The following is a 17,714-nucleotide window of genomic DNA, read 5'->3' as shown; positions in this document are numbered from 1 at the left end:
TCAAGAAAAACATTACGCTAAATGAATTCACATATAGGTTGCTTGTCTTGTTAAGCTTTTGTGCTCAACCTCAACAAGCGCCCACACGCATTACCTGATTAATTGTTAAAGAGCGTGCCACCGATCTTTTGGTGGCTGCTTGAGTACTCGTCTCAAGCGAGGTGCGTATATTATTGATTGCATCATCACATGTCAACAAGTTTTTAATATTTTTTTAAAAATTAAAAACTGTCTTATGCGTCAAAAACTTTCAATTATTTGCTTAAAAAACAAACAGTTAATTCGCACCTCTCGGTTACTGATCAACCTGTAATCAGGTGTGACTCCGTAATCGAGAGCGCGAATTATACTTAGGTTGAACAGAGCGTCAACCCTTGAGGGAAATAAATTTAACTTAATATGGTCAGCGGTACGACTGTACTCCACAGAATAACGCTCGCAGCCATAATGGTGACAAGCGCTACAAGACCAACCGTCAATATTGATGTAGAGAACATAAACGCTCTCTCCTCTTCAATATGCATTATGACGGGTACTCCTGTGTAGAGCAGATAGACACTAAAAGCTACCGCTAACATTCCGACACTCACGCAGAGCCACAGCATTGGATAGAGGCCAATGAGCCCTGCCAGCAACATCGGCGTTGCAGTGTATAGCGCTAAACGCGCACACTCATCAACACCCGCGTTGGCACCATAGGTTTTCTCCATCCAACGTATGCTGTAGGTCAACCCGGCGATGACGCCTAATATAGCAATGTAAAATGCTACCGCGGCTCCAAAGGCGGATTCGCTCGCCAACAGGTGATATTCACCATAGGAGACACTCCATCCCACCTGGGTAGTTCCTATGAATAACGATATAGGTGGTATAAGTGCCAGCAGTACCAGCTGAATAATGACATTGTTTAGTGTTAGTGAAGAGTCTTTATCAATTGACTTCCACTCTTTTACTGGGTGATAGAACACACCCGAAAGATGCTGCAGAATCATTGTTACACTCCTTTCAAAGCTGAACTTTGAGTTTGTTTTTATTGATTCAACACATTCAATATAGGATACGTCTGGGATTTATGTGTTAGTTCACTCTCTCTTTTTAGGTTTTCTTTTTCTAAACAATCGTTCTATTAAAAGTAGAGATATTAAAAGCGTATAGATCATCGCCTCTAAAATGCTTGCCCTTATTAGTAGTACCAGGTGTAACAGCGCTAGCATAGCTGCTGGGTAGATCAATTTATGAAGCGTTGTCCATTTACGACCCAATTTTTTCTGCCACCCTTTTGTGGATGTAATTCCCAAAGGGATGAGCAACAAAAGCCCAGCCATACCCAACATAATATAGGGCCTATCCGTTAACTCTCTAATCAGCAGATCAACACGCCAGCCAAGAATAAAGGTCGATACCGCCAAAAGATGGAGCACCGCATAAAAGAGTGCATACAGCCCCACCATTCTCCGATGTTGCAGCAAAAACTTTATATTCAAACGCCGACTGAAGGTTGATGCACAGAGTGTCAGGATCAAAAACCGAATTGCCCACTGCCCTAATTCATCGACAAGCTCTTTCGCTGGATCAGCTCCCAACTGATTGCTATAGGCCAAGTAGACCAGCCATATCAATGGCAAGGCCAACGACGTAAAAAGTGCTATCCAGATGAGCCGTCTAGATAAGCCCCTGCTGGTTAATACCATTTAGAGAGATCCATCCCAGCATAGAGAGGTGCGACCTCTTCATAGCCGTTAAACATTTGAGTCTCTATGATTCTCGGATTAAACAGTGATGATGGTAGCCTTCTCTCTGTCGCTTGCGACCATCTGGGGTGATCTACATTCGGATTGACGTTGGCATAAAAGCCATACTCCTGAGAAGCCGTTAAGCGCCAAGTATTTTGCGGCATGGTCTCCCTGAATCGAATCTGCACGATAGACTTAATACTTTTGAAGCCATATTTCCAAGGCACTACCAACCTAAGCGGCGCGCCATTCTGTGGAGGCATCGCTTGACCATAAACACCGACCGCTAACAACGTCAGTGGATGCATTGCCTCATCTATTCTTAACCCTTCTCTGTATGGCCAATCGATGGTACTGAAGAGTGAACGCTGACCCGGCATCTGCTCTGGGTCTTCAAGCGTGACAAACTCAACGTATTTAGCGTTTGAAGTTGGATTCAACTGCTTTATCAGTGAAGCCAGAGAGAAACCGAGCCAAGGAATGACCATCGACCATGCCTCTACGCATCGAAAGCGGTAGATCCTCTCTTCTATGTCCACTTTTGCAAGAAGATCCTCCAGGTTATAGATACCCGGGCGCTCTACCTCACCCACTATCTCAACCTGCCAGGGGTCTGTCTTAAAATTCTGAGCTCTCTCATACGGATCCTCTTTATTGAGGCCGAACTCGTAGAAGTTGTTGTAGGTAATGACCGAATCGTAAGGCGTTAACTCTTCATCGACGCTCCAAGTTGTCTTTGCGCTTTCGAGCTTCGGTCTTAACCAGTCAGGACCAGGATAGAGTGGCAGATCGGAACTCTTGGGTTGTGTCAGCGCATAGCTAGGCATCGAAGCAGCACCTGCGACCAAACCCAGTCCTTTCAATAGCGAACGCCTAGAAAAATAGACCGATTCAGATGTGATTTCACTGCTTAGAATTTTGGAAGGCTTACCGATCAACATAATTAATCTCCTATCGCTATACCTCTAATATTAGTCGCTAAGCTGACAAATGCCTTACAAATAAAAAACCACCCGAAGGTGGCTTTCTAATGATGTATTACTCTGCTTGTCGTTTTCTACTTCTAAGCAGCCATTGAATAGGGCCTGATACAGTGTAAGCAAGAAAGATAAGCCACAGGTAGAGATCAGGATCTGTCGCTAGAAAGGCGACAACCAGTACGATCACAATCATTTTTACAAAGGTGATCTTCCCTTTTAAGTTGATCTCTTTACCGCTGTTGTAGAGAACATTACTCACCATAGAGAGACCAATGAGCGCCACATAGAGTGCGATCAACCAAGCAAATGGGGCTGGGTCTATCCCCTTTTCAGTCATAAACCAGATCAATCCAGCAATGGTTGCCGCCGCCGCTGGGCTCGGCAGCCCCATAAAGTAGCGTTTATCCAAAGAGCCAATCTGAGTATTAAATCGTGCCAAACGAAGTGCAGCACAGGCGCAGTAGATAAAGGCAGCCACCCAGCCAAACTTTCCTAAGCTCTGTAATACCCAAGTAAAACTAACCAGAGCGGGAGCCACACCGAAAGAGACCATATCTGACAGCGAATCGTATTCAGCGCCAAACTTAGATTGTGTGTTTGTCATTCGAGCCACACGACCATCTAAACCATCAAAAATCATGGCCACGAAAATGGCGACTGCCGCTGCAGTGAAATGACCGTTCATGCCCGAAATAACAGCATAGAAACCTGAGAACAGTGCTCCCGTCGTAAATAGGTTTGGTAACAAATAGATACCACGAGGTCGCTTTACGCTATCTTCACTGGTCGCGTCAGACGTCTCTGGGTCAATGTGGTCAGTCATGTTTAAGCCCTTAAAAAATATGCTGCAAGTCTAACGAATCTATAGAAGAAGCGACAGATACCATTGATTAATTTGATCACCCCAAATCAACATCAGCCATCCAGCTAAGGCTAAAAATGGGCCAAACGGCATGGGTTTAGTGAGATCCTGACGACCAAACAACGCGCCGACAAGTGCATAGATAACACCCGCAACGGATGAGATCAGAATAATTCCGGGAAGGATCGCATAGCCACCCCAAGCCCCAAGAGCCGACAGCAACTTAAAGTCGCCGTAGCCCATACCCTCCTTACCTGTTACCAACTTAAACAGCCAGAACACCAGCCAAAGAACCAGATAGCCAAGCATCGCACCAGTCACTGCAGAGTCCAACGGGACCCAGCCAAATACCAGATTAACCAGTAGACCCGCCCAAAGAAGGGGCAAGGTGATCTGATCGGGCAACAGCTGATGATCTGCATCGATAAAGATCAAGACAATCAGAGAGTAACTGACGAACAGCATCACCAACATCTGAAGAGTAAAACCAAAATAGAGCGCAATAGTGAGACCCACTACAGCCGTCAACCCTTCGATCATTGGGTAACGCGTAGAGATCGAACTGGCACATCCTGAACAGCGCCCTTTCAAAATTAACAGATAGGAGAGGATTGGGATGTTTTCATACCAGCGTATTGCATGTCCGCATTGAGGGCAGCGTGAGCGTGGCTGAGACAATGAGATAGGTTGATCATCGCTTATCTCCTGCTGATCCAAGAATTCAGCGGCTTCACGGCGCCAGCTATTCATCATCATAATCGGCAGGCGATGAATCACAACATTCAGAAAGCTGCCAACCAATAGAGAAAACATAACCACTGCAGGGAGATAGATCGACTCTAGGGTCGATAGATAAGCGCTCATTGCATCGCCTTATAATTGATCATCCAGTTATCCTAGCATGCAAAGAATATTCCAGATATTTTTGCGCTAAAAAAACCCGAACATTGCCGGGTTTAGGATCAGATAACGCCCAACTCTTTGAGCCGCTCTTTTAAATAGCTATCCGCTGTGTATCGATCCGATAGAACCACATCCGGTCTAGGGTGAAGAAATAGCGGCAGTGAGATACGCGATTTTTTAGTTGCACCACCGACAGGGTTGATCACTCGGTGTATGGTCGACGGGAAGTAACCTGCCGACGCCTCTTGCAGCATATCGCCTATGTTCACGATCAAATTTCCAAACTCAGCCGGTACATCAAGCCACTCACCTGTTTTGCTGAGAACCTGCAAACCTGGCTCACTGGCCGCCGGCAAAATCGTTAGCAGGTTTATGTCACCGTGTGCGGCCGCACGGATAGCACCCGGCTCTTCATTACCATCAAAAGGTGGGTAGTGAAGCACACGGAGCAGCGTCTGTTCACTGCCATTGATCATGTTGGGTAGTGGCTCACGGTAGCCTGCCTTCACCTCTTCAGGGCTAAACTCTTCGACCCAACCCAGCAACTCAGAAGCTAATGAACTGGTTTGAGAATAGTAAGCCTGTAGCTCTTCACGCAAATCCTCAGGGCACTGCCCCCAGGGGTAGTAGTGAAAATACTCTTTGATGTCTTTAACCGTATGATCTTTCGCCACTTCAGAAATTTTGCTGGAGAAAAAGCCATCCTGAGTACCGACGTTATAGTCAAAGTCAGATTTGCGATCGCTATTAAAAAAGGCATGCCAATGATCGTAGATGGCTCGAACCTGCGCTTCGGCAATAGGGTGATTCTTTAGGACGCCGAAGCCGGTCTCATGCAGCGATTTCACAAACGCCTCGCTGGCACCTTCCGATTGATAATCGACCGCTTCTAAAAAATTCGACATACCACTAGCTCCAGTAACTGTTTGTCATTGCTGTTTCGAAAAAATCGACCACACCAGCATCGTCAACACCCATGCAGGCACTCTGATCAGGACGATCTTTCCAATAATCCAGCATATAGGGTATGCCATATCGACTCATGATGGTTTGACCCATAGCAACGCCTTCGGTCGCAACACAGGTTGGGCCTGAAACCGTTTCAAATAACTCAGGATGCACAACATAAGCGAGGGCCGAAACGTCATGCGAATAGCAGCCATCAATATTCCGCACGCTAGAGTAAAAGTCGATATAGAATTTAGCCGCACTTTGCATAAATGAGCCCACCTTGGCGTTCTCTTTAGCAATACGATCAAACAGAGATCGAGGCAACATAATCTGATGGGTTACATCGAGCCCTACCATGACCAACGGCCAAGCAGCAGCCATCACTTTATCGGCAGCGTGCGGATCAGAGAGAATATTAGCCTCAGCTACCGGAGAGACATTCCCATCACTCGCAATCACGCCACCCATAATAACAACCTGCTTAATTTTGCTAGGCAATTCAGGGTCCAGTTGCAGCGCTTGCGCTAAGTTACCCAAAGGACCAATCGCAACGATAACGATCTCACCCGGGTTCTGATTCGCTTGATCAACAATGAATTCCGCCGCCGATTGAGGGAGCGATGTTCTCTTAGGGGGCGCCAAATTGAGATTACCAAACCCATCGACCCCATGAACAAAGTCTGGAAATTCCGCTAGAGGTTTGATCATCGGCGTTGCAACACCCTGCGCAACCGGCGTTTCAGAGCCGGCCATTTCAACCAACGTAAGGGCATTTTGAGTAGCCTGATCGACTGAGACATTGCCAAAGGTTGTTGTAAGGCCCAACAGCTCAATATCAGGATGCGCCATCGCGGTAAAAATCGCCATCGCATCATCAATACCTGGGTCTGTGTCTAAAATAATTTTGTGCTGTGCCATTGTTACGCTCGATCTTTACTGTAAGGGGTACCAATCGCTTTAGGTGCGATCGCCCGACCAATGAAACCCGCCAACAGAATAACGGTAAGAATGTATGGAAGTGCCTGCATCAGCTGCACATCAATTTCGCCAACAACGGGCAGTTGAACCCCCTGCATGCGGGTTGCAACGGCCTCTAAGAAGCCAAATAGAAGACAAGCAAACAGCGCGGGGAATGGACGCCACTTACCAAAAATAAGTGCGGCCAGTGCGATGTACCCCTTACCGGCCGACATATCTTTAATGAAACCTGCACCCAACGCGATAGAGAGGTAAGCACCTGCTAAACCACAGAGCAGACCCGCCATAATGACGGCCCGGTAACGCAACCAAGCAACTGAAATCCCAGCGGTATCCACAGCTTGCGGATTCTCACCGACTGCACGAAGACGTAGTCCAAAACGCGTTTTAAAAACGATCCAAGCGGTCAGCGGTACTGCCATCAAAGCGACATAGACCAATAGATTGTGTCCACTGAGTAGCTCTGTATAGATGGGCCCAAGTAGCGGAACATCCGACAACCACTCACTCAACGGCCAGGTTAGAGGGCCAAAGCGCTCTTCTGAAGTTAGAGAGGGTGTCTGCCCACCGCGACGGAACCAGGCAATACCCAACACAACAGTCAAACCGGCCGCTAAGATATTGATAGCCAAACCACTGACGACCTGATCACCTCGGTGGGTGATACAGGCAAAACCATGCAGTAACGCCATCATAATTGAGACCAATATGGCAGCAAGCAGACCTAACCAGACCGAACCCGTTACAGCCGTCATTGCCGCCGCCGCAAAGGCACCCGCTAGCATCTTGCCCTCTAAGCCGATATCTACAATACCCGAGCGCTCTGAAAAGAGACCCGCCATGGCACATAAAATTAACGGTGCCGCCAGACGAAGTGTGGAATCTAATGCAGAGATTAACTGAACAGAAAACTCCATTATCGCTCCTCCTGACTTGAGCGGGAAACCAATGCAAAGAGTCGTTCCAGCGGTCCACGCATCATGTAGGCCAGAGCACCGCAGAACAGAATGACCAAGCCTTGAATCACCACAACAAGATCACGTGTGATGGTTGAAAACTCAAACGCCAACTCTGCCCCACCCTGAAATAGCGCGCCAAACAGCAGGCTAGCAATGATAATACCCAATGGGTGATTGCGCCCCATCAAGGCGACAGCGATGCCAGTAAACCCAGCACCAGAGACGAAGTCTAAACCGACACGCTCTTGTGCCCCCATCACCTCATTGATTGCGACCAATCCGGCCAAAGAGCCTGAAATCATCATCGCAATGACGACCATTCGTTTTGGATTGATTCCGCTATAGACCGCAGCTGACTCATTGAAACCGATCATGCGAATGGCATAGCCCCAACGAGTTTTCCAAATAAGCACCCAGACAAACAGACAAGCCAATAGTGCAACAAAAAGAGACAGATTAAGCGGCGTTTGAGTAATCTTGATCCCAAAAAACGCAAAGAACTCATGCATCAGCGGCAGTGTCGATTCGGGAGCAATCGCTCGTGTCTCTGGTGACATGGAACCCGGTTGAATCAGCACATTCACCAATAGATAGACCATCAATGCAGACGCAATGAAGTTGAACATAATGGTAGTAATCACCACATGACTACCGCGATAAGCTTGCAAATAGCCGGGTATAAACGCCCAAGCAGCACCAAATAAGGATCCAGCAATAATGGCCAGAGGTAGCAGAGCCCACCATGGCAAAAGATGATCTAAAGCGAGACAGATCAGTCCCACACCTAAACCACCTATATACGCCTGCCCCTCCCCACCGATATTGAATAGCCCCGCATGGAATGCGACGGCTACCGCCAAACCGGTAAAGATAAAGTTGGTTGTGTAGTAGAGCGTATAGCCAACCCCTTCATCGTATCCAAAGGCGCCACGAATAAGTACTTGCACCGCCTCTAATGGGCTTTCACCAATCAGAGCCACCACAACACCGGCTGACAAAAACGCCAACAAGACATTGATTAACGGAATTAGTCCAATGTCTGCCCAAGCAGGGAGCTTTGCACGACGACTCATGATTGCCCCCCCTGCTGAGCCATTTGATCACCGCTTCTTGAGCTGGACATCATTAACCCTAACGAGCGCGCATCGGTTTCTGAAGCCAACACATTACCCACGATGCGCCCTTCTGACATCACCAGCACTCGATCACACAACGACAGGATCTCTTCTAACTCTACAGAGACGACTAACACAGCACTTCCTTGATCACGCAGCGCAACAATCTGCTGATGTATAAACTCGATCGCACCGATATCGACGCCACGTGTCGGTTGTCCCACCAGTAACACCTTAGGTCTAGCGTTCATCTCACGTGCGATACAGAGTTTCTGTTGATTACCGCCAGAGAAACTGGCCGATTTGAGATTGGGATCCACTGGGCGCACATCAAAGGTACTCATTAACTCCTGACAGTGCTCAGTGATGGCGGAGCGATTTTGCAGAATCGAGCCATTAAACTCCGGCTCATCTTGAAAGCCCATGATGGCCGTCTCTTCTGCACTAAACGCACCCACCATACCATCACGGTGCCGATCCTCTGCCACATGTCCGACACCGAGGTGACGAATCTGTTTAGGTGTCATTTGATGCTGAGCATCAATGCAGACACCTTCAATATTAATCTGCCCTTGCTGCACATCGAGCATACCTGACAACAGACCTAGAAGTTCTGTTTGACCATTACCAGACACTCCGGCAACACCGACGATTTCTCCCGCATTCACCGTGAACGACACATCGTCCAAACGAGGCACATTGGTGTCATCACGCCAGGTTAGCGAATCTACTTTAAGAAGCGCTGCGCCCGGGTTTGCTTCTTGTTTATCTACCCGTAACAGAACCTTACGGCCGACCATAAGCTCAGCAAGTGCTTCACGGCTGGTCTCCGCCGTGTTAACGGTCGCTACCATGGCCCCAGCTCGCATAACAGAGACCTGATCACTGATCGCAATCACCTCTTGCAGCTTATGCGTGATCAGTAGAACGCTGACGCCCTGTGATTTAAGTGTTTTTAAAATCGCAAAGAGTTGATCAACCTCTTGAGGGGTTAAAACACCGGTAGGCTCATCCAGAATCAGAATTTTGGCGTCACGATAGAGCGCTTTAAGAATCTCTACACGCTGCTGCAAACCGACTGGTAGATGTGAAACCACCGCATCCAGATCGACATTCAGCCCATAACGGTCTGAGATCTCTTGCAGTTTTTTACGTGCTTTAGCGAGTGAATGCGTTAAAGACCAGCTACCCTCAGCGCCCAGCACGATATTCTCAAGCACCGTGAAATTATCCACCAACATGAAGTGTTGATGGACCATGCCAATCCCTAGCTCGATAGCGCGTTTCGAGTCAGTAATACTGACCACTGTGCCATCCACATAGATAGAACCGCTATCGGCCTCGTAAAACCCATAGAGGATACTCATCAGTGTCGACTTTCCGGCACCGTTTTCACCTACGATGGCGTGTATCTCACCTTTGACGACATTCAGGTCAACGTCGACATTGGCTTTGACGGCACCGAAGTGTTTATTAATCTTCGCTAACTGAATTGAATAAGAAACAGGATCCCGATTGGGATCCTGTATAGGTTGTGTCACCACTCGGTTAGACCTCTATCTTAGTCGAGTGCTGGACAGCTGTTGTCGCTCATGTAGTCGTGAACTTTGATTTCACCCGCGATGATCGCTTTTTTCGCAGCTTCAACGGCCGATTTCATCTCAGCGGTGATCAGCGCTTCGTTGTGCTCATCAAGCGCCCAATCGACACCACCCTGCGCTAGACCAAGCGCTTGGAAACCCGCTTGCCAAGTGCCATCCTGCATCGCTTTAAGCGAGTTATACGCCGCTACATCAACACGCTTAACCATAGAGGTTAGCATCGTACCTGGCTGTAGGTAGTTCTGGTTAGAGTCGACACCAATTGCGTATTTGCCAGAGTCAGCCGCGGCTTGGTAGACACCGACACCCGTACCGCCCGCTGCTGCGTATACAACATCAGAACCACGGTCAAACTGACTGACAGCCAGCTCTGCACCTTTCGCTGGGTCATTCCAAGCGCTAGGCGTCGTACCGGTCATGTTACGAATCACGTTGATATCTTTGTTAACGTACTGAGCACCTTGAGCATAACCACACTCAAACTTACGAATCAGCGGGATATCCATGCCACCGACAAAGCTGACGGTTCCTGTTTCTGATTTCATTGCCGCAAGCATACCGACAAGGAATGAGCCTTCGTGTTCATTGAAGACGACTGACTGAACGTTTGGCTTATCAACCACCATATCGATCAGAGTGATGCGCGCATCTGGGAACTCACCGGCCACTTTATCTACGGCCGCAGCTTGGGCGAAGCCAACGCTGATGATTGGATTAGCACCACGCTGCGCAAAACGACGGATCGCCTGTTCACGCTGTGAAGCATTAGTCACCTCGAATTCACGGTAGTTAACACCGCTCTCCTCTTTAAATCGCTCCATACCGTTATAAACAGACTGGTTAAACGATTTATCGAACTTGCCACCCATGTCAAAAACAACAGCTGGATTTAGATCTGCCGCTTGAGCCGATGCTGAAGCTACCGCTACTGAAAGAGCGAGTGTTTTCAAAACTACACGTTTCATTATTGGTGTTCCTTATTTGTGATCGAAGTTTGATTGGTCATCAGAAATCTGGACCGATCAGTCAACCTTATCCCTAAACAGAGAGGCAAACAAGTCTATTTTTAGACAAAAAAAATCCCAGCAAACGCTGGGATTTTCGAAGTATGAAATGCGTTAAACGCTCAGTACTTTCTCACCGCGAGCAATACCGGATACGCCCGAACGAACCACTTCAAGGATCGATGCGGTACCTAAGGCTGCAATAAAGGCATCCAGCTTAGCCGAATCACCAATCAACTGAACGGTGTAAGTATTCGGCGTCACATCGATGATGTGGCCACGGAAGATATCCGCAGTACGCTTAATCTCTGCACGCATCTGACCATTTGCTTTCAGCTTGATCATCATAACTTCACGTTCGATGTGATCGCCTTCCGATAGGTCAACAACCTTCACGACGTCGATTAGCTTGTTCAACTGCTTAGTGATCTGCTCTACAACACGGTCATTACCGATGGTTGTCACCGTCAAACGAGACAGTGTTGGATCTTCAGTTGGAGCTACCGTGAGCGATTCAATGTTGTAGTTGCGCTGTGAGAACAGGCCAACAACACGTGACAGTGCACCGGGTTCGTTCTCTAGGAGAACTGAAATGATATGACGCATCGTTTAAGTCCTCTCCGTTTTGTTCAACCACATATCACGCATAGAGCCACGTGGAACCTGCATTGGGTAGACGTGCTCAAATGGATCTACATAGATGTCCATAAAGACTAGACGATCTTTCATGGCGAACGCTTCACGCATTGCGCCTTCTAGATCTTCGTAACGCTCCACCTTCATACCGACGTGACCGTAGGATTCAACCAGTTTGATAAAGTCTGGTAGTGACTTCATGTAAGACTGCGAGTGACGTGACTCATAGTTCATATCTTGCCACTGGCGAACCATACCCAATGATTGGTTATTAAGGTTGATGATCTTCACTGGCAGATCGTACTGTTTACAGGTCGATAGCTCTTGGATATTCATCTGAATAGAGCCTTCACCGGTAACACAGGCAACGTCAGCGTCAGGGAAGTTCAACTTAACCCCCATCGCAGCCGGAAGACCAAAGCCCATGGTGCCTAGGCCGCCCGAGTTAATCCAACGATTTGGCTTATTGAACTTGTAGTACTGAGCCGCAAACATCTGGTGCTGACCAACGTCAGAACAGACGAACGCATCACCGTTAGTCACTTTAGAGAGCATCTCGATAACCTGCTGAGGCTTCATCTTGTCGCCTAGCTCAAAACGGCCACCGTGGCGTTGACGCCACTCATCGATCTGTTTCCACCAGTTTGCGATCGCTTCAGCATCTGGCTGAGTCTTCGCTTCAGCCACCAACTCAAGCATCTCTTTAAGAACCGCTTTAGCAGGACCTACAATCGGCACATCCACATCGATCGTTTTAGAGATCGACGCAGGATCGATATCGATGTGTGCAATGCGCGCCGTTGGACAGAACTTATCAGTGCCGTTGGTAACGCGGTCATCGAATCGTGCACCCACCGCAAGAATGAAGTCTGAGTGGTGCATTGCCATGTTGGCTTCGTAACTACCGTGCATACCCAGCATGCCCAATGATTGACGATCAGTACCTGGGTAGCCGCCAAGACCCATTAGGGTATTAGTCACTGGGTAGTTAAGCTCTTGAGCCAGTTTAACCAGCTCTTCGCTTGCGTCACCCATGATGACACCACCACCGGTGTAGATCACAGGACGCTTAGCCGCTAGCAGCATATCAACGGCTTTCTTAATCTGACCGCTGTGGCCACGGCTGATAGGGCCGTAAGAGCGCATTTTCACGTTTGCTGGGTAGTCGTATGGGTAACGCTCAGTTGGCGTCGTCATATCTTTAGGGATATCTACAACCACTGGACCCGGACGACCGCTCTGTGCGATGTGGAATGCCTTCTTAATGATCGAAGGGATATCCTCTGGACGTTGCACACTGAAGCTGTGTTTAACGATCGGACGAGAGATGCCTAGCATATCCGTCTCTTGGAATGCATCCTCACCGATCAGGTAGCTCATAACCTGACCTGTAATCACGACCATAGGAATCGAGTCCATGTAAGCCGTTGCGATTCCAGTGACCGCATTCGTTGCACCTGGGCCAGATGTTACTAGCGCAACACCGGCTTTGTTGGTTGCACGAGCGTAGGCATCCGCCATGTGTGTTGCTGCCTGTTCGTGACGAACAAGAATGTGCTCAACTTCATCCTGTTGGAAGATCGCATCGTAAACGTGTAGCAATGCGCCACCAGGATAGCCGTAGATGTACTTAACGCCTTCATCACGAAGCGCGCGTACGACCATTTCCGCACCTGAAAGTAGTTCCACCTTTTTACCCTCAATATTGTGTTGTCTATTCAACACTCTGTCTTTGTCTGATTCATGAATGAGTGGGTGCAGCGCCAGCGGGATTGTCCGCCAAAACGTTATCAATACGGGTGTGCGCTAACACAAAAAGCACTCGATACTACTGAAATAAGGATCTCTTTATCAGCAGCGTTAGACCTGAGCTGGGTAATGCTTAGTAAGCCTTTTAAATGCCTGCCATACGCGGGGTTATTTGCATATAACAGTAAGATTTAAATTTTCGCACTGCAGCGCAGTAACTTCAACCGTCGCGGCGGCTAAATTGTCTAAAAAAAGAGCAACTTTTCAACGATTTCGACAATTTCACAAAAATCCGTCCTCCTGCTAGCGCGACTTCATTGTGCGAGTTATAGTTCAAGGAGGTCATAGGGAGAAAAACAATGGTTTCGATTTCCGATGTAAAACAGAAAGATCGCGTTATTGAAGAGCTGGTTCGCTTCACTCGAAAGGTACTGATGGAGCCTGAAATTTGTTCTACCGCCAAAGAGATTGCGCGCAAGCATATGGGCCAAGAGAATGCAGTTCAGTTAATCGCTGATGAGCTCAACGACACCACCAGCGTTCACATTGGTTTAGAGCGCAGCGAAGCCGATGAGCTATTCATTGAGTTGCTGATTGAAGTGGTAAAAGATGAGCAGGCGCTTTACTAGCCCAGCTCTTTTCTAAATTAACCTCTTAAGGGGCCTGTTTCAGCCAACGAAGCGTCATCTCTGGCGCTTCTGCGTTGAGCTGAGCCAACACACCCGGTAGCAGCTCTTCCAACTGCTGATCAAATTGCCAAGGGGGATTGATTAGCAACATTCCAGATCCGAACATACCCCGCTCTCTGGGCTCTGCCACGACAAACTGTGAATCCAACACTCCAACATCCGGCAGCTGTCGAACCATCGCCTTCAGCATATTCTCATGACGGTTAGCAGCCAGCAGTGGATACCAGACAGCAATTTGACCATTGGGCCAGCGTTTCATTGCCTCTCCGACAAAGCTCGCCACCTGTTGATACTCCTCTTTCACCTCATAAGCGGGGTCGATCAATAGAAGTCCTCGATTAGGTTTAGGGGGGAGTAGTGATAAGACCCCTTCATAGCCATCTCGGTGGTGCACCCCAACATTGGCAAACAGGCGCATATTGCGCTTTAACTCTTTAACCTCTTGTGGGTGCAGTTCCATTAGATGAATCTGATCCACCTCACGTGCATTTAGGGCCGTCAGTGTCGGTGATCCAGGGTAGTGAAGAAGCTGATCAGATTGAGACACTTCAGCGATGGCTGACAGGTACTGCTGAACAGCTTCCGGCTGTTTTTGCCCCCACAGCTTGGCCACCCCATCACGAAACTCACCGGTCTTCTGCGCCTGCTCTGACGAGAGGTCATATAACCCACGACCCGAGTGCGTCTCTAAATAGCTCCAAGGTTTCGCCTTTTTATTGAGCGCATTCAGTAGAAGTTGAAGGGTGAGATGTTTGTGAACATCGGCAAAGTTTCCGGCGTGAAAGCCGTGTTGATAGCTAAGCAAGGAGGTGCCTCAAAATTTGGTAGAAGCGCAATGATAGCGGTTTAAATAGCGGTTTCACAATAACGGGGTCTGACAGAAGGCCAGACCCCGATTTAGCACCGTAGTAGAGCTAGCGGAAGGTAAATTCACCGTCCGCCACATCGACCGCAATTTCGGCTCCAGGCATGAAGTCGCCTGCCAATAGACGCTGCGCCAATGGGTTTTCGATCCACTGCTGAATCGCACGTTTGAGTGGCCTTGCACCATAAATTGGCTCAAATCCGACCTCCACCAACTTATCCATGGCCGTTGATGTCAACCTGAGTCCCAGCTCATGTTCAGCAAGGCGTTTACGCAGACGCTCCAACTGAATGGTTGCAATGCCTGCCACCTGCTCTTTGCGCAAGCTATGGAACACGACAACTTCGTCGATACGGTTGATCACTTCTGGTCTAAAGTGGGTACCCACCACCTCCATAACTGCCCCTTTCATCTGCTCATAATCCTGATCATCGCTGTAACCCGCGATCAGATCCGAGCCTAGGTTCGAGGTCATCACCACGATGGTATTGCGGAAATCGACGGTACGACCCTGACCATCAGTCAAACGACCATCTTCTAACACCTGCAACAGGATATTGAAGACATCGGGATGCGCCTTTTCGACCTCGTCTAACAGTAGGACCGAGTAAGGCTTACGACGAACCGCTTCGGTTAGATAACCGCCCTCTTCATAGCCTACATAGCCTGGAGGTGCACCAATCAATCGAGCAACCGAATGCTTCTCCATGAACTCTGACATGTCGATGCGTACCATCGCCTCTTCGGTATCAAACAGATAGCTGGCTAGCGCTTTACAGAGTTCCGTTTTACCAACACCGGTAGGGCCTAAAAATAGGAAGCTACCGTTCGGGCGATTCGGATCAGCCAGACCTGCTCTTGAGCGGCGCACCGCATTCGAGACGGCTTCAACCGCCTCACCCTGACCGACGACTCGCTTGTGCAGCTCTTGCTCCATGCGCAGCAGTTTGTCACGCTCGCCCTCGAGCATTTTATTGACTGGAATACCGGTCCAGCGTGAGACCACTTCAGCCACCTCCTCTTCGGTGACTTTATTGCGCAACAACTCCGTTTGAGCCTCAGATTCATCTTCGCTATCGGCCGCTTGCAATTGCGCCTCTAACTCTGGAATCTTGCCGTACTGTATCTCTGACATTTTCGCCAGATCGCCTGCACGACGTGCCTGCTCCATCTCGATACGGGCCTGGTCTAACTGCTCTTTAATCTGCTGAGAACCCTGCAGTACCGCTTTATCCGCCTTCCAGATCTCTTCTAGATCTGAGTACTCTTTCTCTAGAGTACTGATGGTCTCTTCGAGCTCTTCTAAGCGTTTTTTAGCCGCTGAATCCTTCTCTTTTTTCAGCGCCTCACGCTCCATCTTCAACTGGATCAGACGACGCTCCAGACGGTCCATCTCTTCCGGTTTGGAGTCCATCTCCATACGGATACGGGATGCCGCCTCATCGATCAGATCGATCGCTTTATCAGGCAACTGACGATCGGTGATGTAGCGTTGACTCAGCTTTGCAGACGCGATGATCGCAGAGTCAGTGATGTCGACGCCGTGGTGTACTTCGTAGCGCTCTTTAAGACCACGTAGAATCGCAATCGTATCCTCTTCACTCGGCTCATCAACAATCACCTTCTGGAAGCGACGCTCAAGCGCTGCGTCCTTCTCTACATACTGACGATACTCATCCAGAGTAGTCGCGCCCACACAGTGCAGCTCACCGCGTGCTAATGCAGGCTTCAGCATGTTACCGGCATCCATCGCACCGTCGCCCTTACCGGCACCGACCATGGTGTGAAGCTCATCGATAAACAGAATGATTTGCCCTTCCTGCTTAGAGAGCTCATTAAGGACCGCCTTTAATCGCTCCTCGAATTCACCGCGGAACTTTGCACCGGCTATTAGAGACCCCATATCGAGCGACAGCACTCGCTTATGTTTCAGCCCCTCCGGCACTTCGCCGTTGATGATGCGTTGCGCCAGCCCTTCAACGATGGCGGTTTTACCTACGCCCGGCTCACCAATCAGTACCGGATTGTTTTTCGTGCGACGCTGGAGCACTTGAATGGTGCGACGAATCTCATCATCGCGCCCAATCACCGGATCAAGCTTGCCGCTCTCTGCCCGCTCTGTTAAATCAACACAGTATTTATCCAGAGCTTGACGGCTCTCCTCTGCGTTAGGATCCATCACCGCTTCGCCTCCCCTTACCGCATTAATCGCTTCAACCAGTTTCTCTTGTGTAAGACCTGCAGCCTGCAAGACTTTCCCGGCCTCACCTTTATCACTCAGCATAGCCAGTATGACGAGCTCACTCGCCACGAACTGATCGCCGCGCTGCTGAGCGAGTTTGTCGGTTAGATTGAATAGACGAGCCATATCTTGAGATAGGCGAATATCACCATCGGGCGAACTGACCACTGGCAGTCGCTCAAGCGCCTCACCCACTTTACGGGTTAACTGCGGCAGCTCCGCACCAGCCTGCTTGAGCAGGGGACGAATTGATCCACCACGCTGATCGATCAACGCAGCGAGCAGGTGGATAGGTTCAATCTGATTATGATCCTTACCGACGGCCAATGACTGAGCATCTGACAGTGCTTCCTGCAATTTTGAAGTAAATTTATCTGGGCGCATCTTAGCCTCCACTGATAGCGGCCTCCCGAAGCAAGGCCAATGAATGTTTCTATCTTTTATGTG

Annotated in this window: 16 protein-coding genes; 1 reads left to right on the top strand and 15 read right to left on the bottom strand. The window is 48.9% G+C overall.

Features of this window, described 5'->3' with window-relative positions; genetic code table 11:
* Positions 1-389: 389 nt before the first annotated feature.
* The 13 genes from XMD564_RS08210 to XMD564_RS08150 all read right to left on the bottom strand — a co-directional run bounded on the left by XMD564_RS08210 (position 390) and on the right by XMD564_RS08150 (position 13,411).
* Positions 390-992: a Yip1 family protein gene (locus XMD564_RS08210; RefSeq protein WP_173482288.1), complete on the bottom strand. Its 603-nt coding sequence runs from the start codon at positions 990-992 to the stop codon at positions 390-392.
* Positions 993-1,082: 90 nt separating this feature from the next.
* Complete coding sequence (locus XMD564_RS08205; RefSeq protein ID WP_173482287.1) at positions 1,083-1,691, bottom strand: sulfite oxidase heme-binding subunit YedZ; 609 nt, start codon at positions 1,689-1,691, stop codon at positions 1,083-1,085.
* Entirely contained in the window at positions 1,682-2,674 is a 993-nt protein-coding gene (msrP, locus tag XMD564_RS08200; protein ID WP_173482286.1) for a protein-methionine-sulfoxide reductase catalytic subunit MsrP, read from the bottom strand. Before msrP ends, XMD564_RS08205 begins: the two co-directional genes overlap by 10 nt.
* A 97-nt stretch (positions 2,675-2,771) precedes the next feature.
* A complete protein-coding gene (pssA, locus tag XMD564_RS08195; RefSeq protein WP_173508120.1) occupies positions 2,772-3,536 on the bottom strand; it encodes a CDP-diacylglycerol--serine O-phosphatidyltransferase in 765 nt (254 codons plus the stop codon).
* 39 nt (positions 3,537-3,575) lie between these two features.
* Complete coding sequence (locus tag XMD564_RS08190) at positions 3,576-4,439, bottom strand: A24 family peptidase (protein ID WP_173508119.1); 864 nt, start codon at positions 4,437-4,439, stop codon at positions 3,576-3,578.
* A 98-nt stretch (positions 4,440-4,537) separates the two neighbouring features.
* Positions 4,538-5,383: an isopenicillin N synthase family oxygenase gene (locus tag XMD564_RS08185; protein WP_173508118.1), complete on the bottom strand. Its 846-nt coding sequence runs from the start codon at positions 5,381-5,383 to the stop codon at positions 4,538-4,540.
* Between the two features lie 4 nt (positions 5,384-5,387).
* Positions 5,388-6,347: a nucleoside hydrolase gene (locus XMD564_RS08180; RefSeq protein ID WP_173508117.1), complete on the bottom strand. Its 960-nt coding sequence runs from the start codon at positions 6,345-6,347 to the stop codon at positions 5,388-5,390.
* A 2-nt stretch (positions 6,348-6,349) separates the two neighbouring features.
* Complete coding sequence (locus XMD564_RS08175) at positions 6,350-7,324, bottom strand: ABC transporter permease (RefSeq protein WP_173508116.1); 975 nt, start codon at positions 7,322-7,324, stop codon at positions 6,350-6,352.
* Positions 7,324-8,439 carry an ABC transporter permease gene (locus XMD564_RS08170; protein ID WP_173482280.1) on the bottom strand — a complete coding sequence of 372 codons (1,116 nt, stop codon included), beginning with the start codon at positions 8,437-8,439 and terminating at the stop codon, positions 7,324-7,326. The genes XMD564_RS08175 and XMD564_RS08170 overlap by 1 nt, the downstream gene beginning before the upstream one ends.
* Positions 8,436-10,022 carry an ABC transporter ATP-binding protein gene (locus XMD564_RS08165; RefSeq protein ID WP_371740265.1) on the bottom strand — a complete coding sequence of 529 codons (1,587 nt, stop codon included), beginning with the start codon at positions 10,020-10,022 and terminating at the stop codon, positions 8,436-8,438. The genes XMD564_RS08170 and XMD564_RS08165 overlap by 4 nt, the downstream gene beginning before the upstream one ends.
* A 20-nt stretch (positions 10,023-10,042) precedes the next feature.
* Positions 10,043-11,047 carry a BMP family protein gene (locus XMD564_RS08160; RefSeq protein ID WP_173482279.1) on the bottom strand — a complete coding sequence of 335 codons (1,005 nt, stop codon included), beginning with the start codon at positions 11,045-11,047 and terminating at the stop codon, positions 10,043-10,045.
* A 153-nt stretch (positions 11,048-11,200) separates the two neighbouring features.
* The gene (gene ilvN, locus XMD564_RS08155) at positions 11,201-11,692 is read right to left on the bottom strand and encodes an acetolactate synthase small subunit (RefSeq protein WP_173482278.1); all 492 of its coding nucleotides are present in this window, start codon (positions 11,690-11,692) and stop codon (positions 11,201-11,203) included.
* A 3-nt stretch (positions 11,693-11,695) separates the two neighbouring features.
* Entirely contained in the window at positions 11,696-13,411 is a 1,716-nt protein-coding gene (locus XMD564_RS08150) for an acetolactate synthase 3 large subunit (protein ID WP_173482277.1), read from the bottom strand.
* A gap of 419 nt (positions 13,412-13,830) precedes the next feature.
* On the opposite strand from XMD564_RS08150, the gene XMD564_RS08145 reads away from it, so the two are divergent.
* Complete coding sequence (locus XMD564_RS08145; RefSeq protein WP_173481184.1) at positions 13,831-14,100, top strand: hypothetical protein; 270 nt, start codon at positions 13,831-13,833, stop codon at positions 14,098-14,100.
* A 25-nt stretch (positions 14,101-14,125) separates the two neighbouring features.
* On the opposite strand, the gene XMD564_RS08140 is transcribed toward XMD564_RS08145, so the two are convergent.
* Together XMD564_RS08140 and clpB are read right to left on the bottom strand one after the other, a co-directional pair.
* The gene (locus tag XMD564_RS08140) at positions 14,126-14,965 is read right to left on the bottom strand and encodes a 23S rRNA (adenine(2030)-N(6))-methyltransferase RlmJ (RefSeq protein ID WP_173481185.1); all 840 of its coding nucleotides are present in this window, start codon (positions 14,963-14,965) and stop codon (positions 14,126-14,128) included.
* 109 nt (positions 14,966-15,074) lie between these two features.
* Positions 15,075-17,651: an ATP-dependent chaperone ClpB gene (gene clpB / locus XMD564_RS08135; RefSeq protein WP_173481186.1), complete on the bottom strand. Its 2,577-nt coding sequence runs from the start codon at positions 17,649-17,651 to the stop codon at positions 15,075-15,077.
* Positions 17,652-17,714: the final 63 nt, after the last annotated feature.

The sequence above is a fragment of the Marinobacterium sp. xm-d-564 genome (assembly GCF_013283345.1).
Classification (GTDB): Bacteria; Pseudomonadota; Gammaproteobacteria; order Pseudomonadales; family Balneatricaceae; genus Marinobacterium_E.
Note: the sequence above shows the minus strand (reverse complement) of the source record. Positions and strands in the feature narration are given on the sequence as shown.

Excerpts from the sequence above, each read along its gene's own strand:
- XMD564_RS08160 (WP_173482279.1), bottom strand. The coding sequence starts at position 11,047 with ATGAAACGTGTAGTTTTGAAAACACTCGCTCTTTCAGTAGCGGTAGCT.
- clpB (WP_173481186.1), bottom strand. The coding sequence starts at position 17,651 with ATGCGCCCAGATAAATTTACTTCAAAATTGCAGGAAGCACTGTCAGAT.
- pssA (WP_173508120.1), bottom strand. The coding sequence starts at position 3,536 with ATGACTGACCACATTGACCCAGAGACGTCTGACGCGACCAGTGAAGAT.
- XMD564_RS08145 (WP_173481184.1), top strand. The coding sequence starts at position 13,831 with ATGGTTTCGATTTCCGATGTAAAACAGAAAGATCGCGTTATTGAAGAG.
- XMD564_RS08170 (WP_173482280.1), bottom strand. The coding sequence starts at position 8,439 with ATGAGTCGTCGTGCAAAGCTCCCTGCTTGGGCAGACATTGGACTAATT.
- ilvN (WP_173482278.1), bottom strand. The coding sequence starts at position 11,692 with ATGCGTCATATCATTTCAGTTCTCCTAGAGAACGAACCCGGTGCACTG.
- XMD564_RS08205 (WP_173482287.1), bottom strand. The coding sequence starts at position 1,691 with ATGGTATTAACCAGCAGGGGCTTATCTAGACGGCTCATCTGGATAGCA.
- msrP (WP_173482286.1), bottom strand. The coding sequence starts at position 2,674 with ATGTTGATCGGTAAGCCTTCCAAAATTCTAAGCAGTGAAATCACATCT.
- XMD564_RS08190 (WP_173508119.1), bottom strand. The coding sequence starts at position 4,439 with ATGAGCGCTTATCTATCGACCCTAGAGTCGATCTATCTCCCTGCAGTG.
- XMD564_RS08180 (WP_173508117.1), bottom strand. The coding sequence starts at position 6,347 with ATGGCACAGCACAAAATTATTTTAGACACAGACCCAGGTATTGATGAT.
- XMD564_RS08175 (WP_173508116.1), bottom strand. The coding sequence starts at position 7,324 with ATGGAGTTTTCTGTTCAGTTAATCTCTGCATTAGATTCCACACTTCGT.
- XMD564_RS08210 (WP_173482288.1), bottom strand. The coding sequence starts at position 992 with ATGATTCTGCAGCATCTTTCGGGTGTGTTCTATCACCCAGTAAAAGAG.
- XMD564_RS08185 (WP_173508118.1), bottom strand. The coding sequence starts at position 5,383 with ATGTCGAATTTTTTAGAAGCGGTCGATTATCAATCGGAAGGTGCCAGC.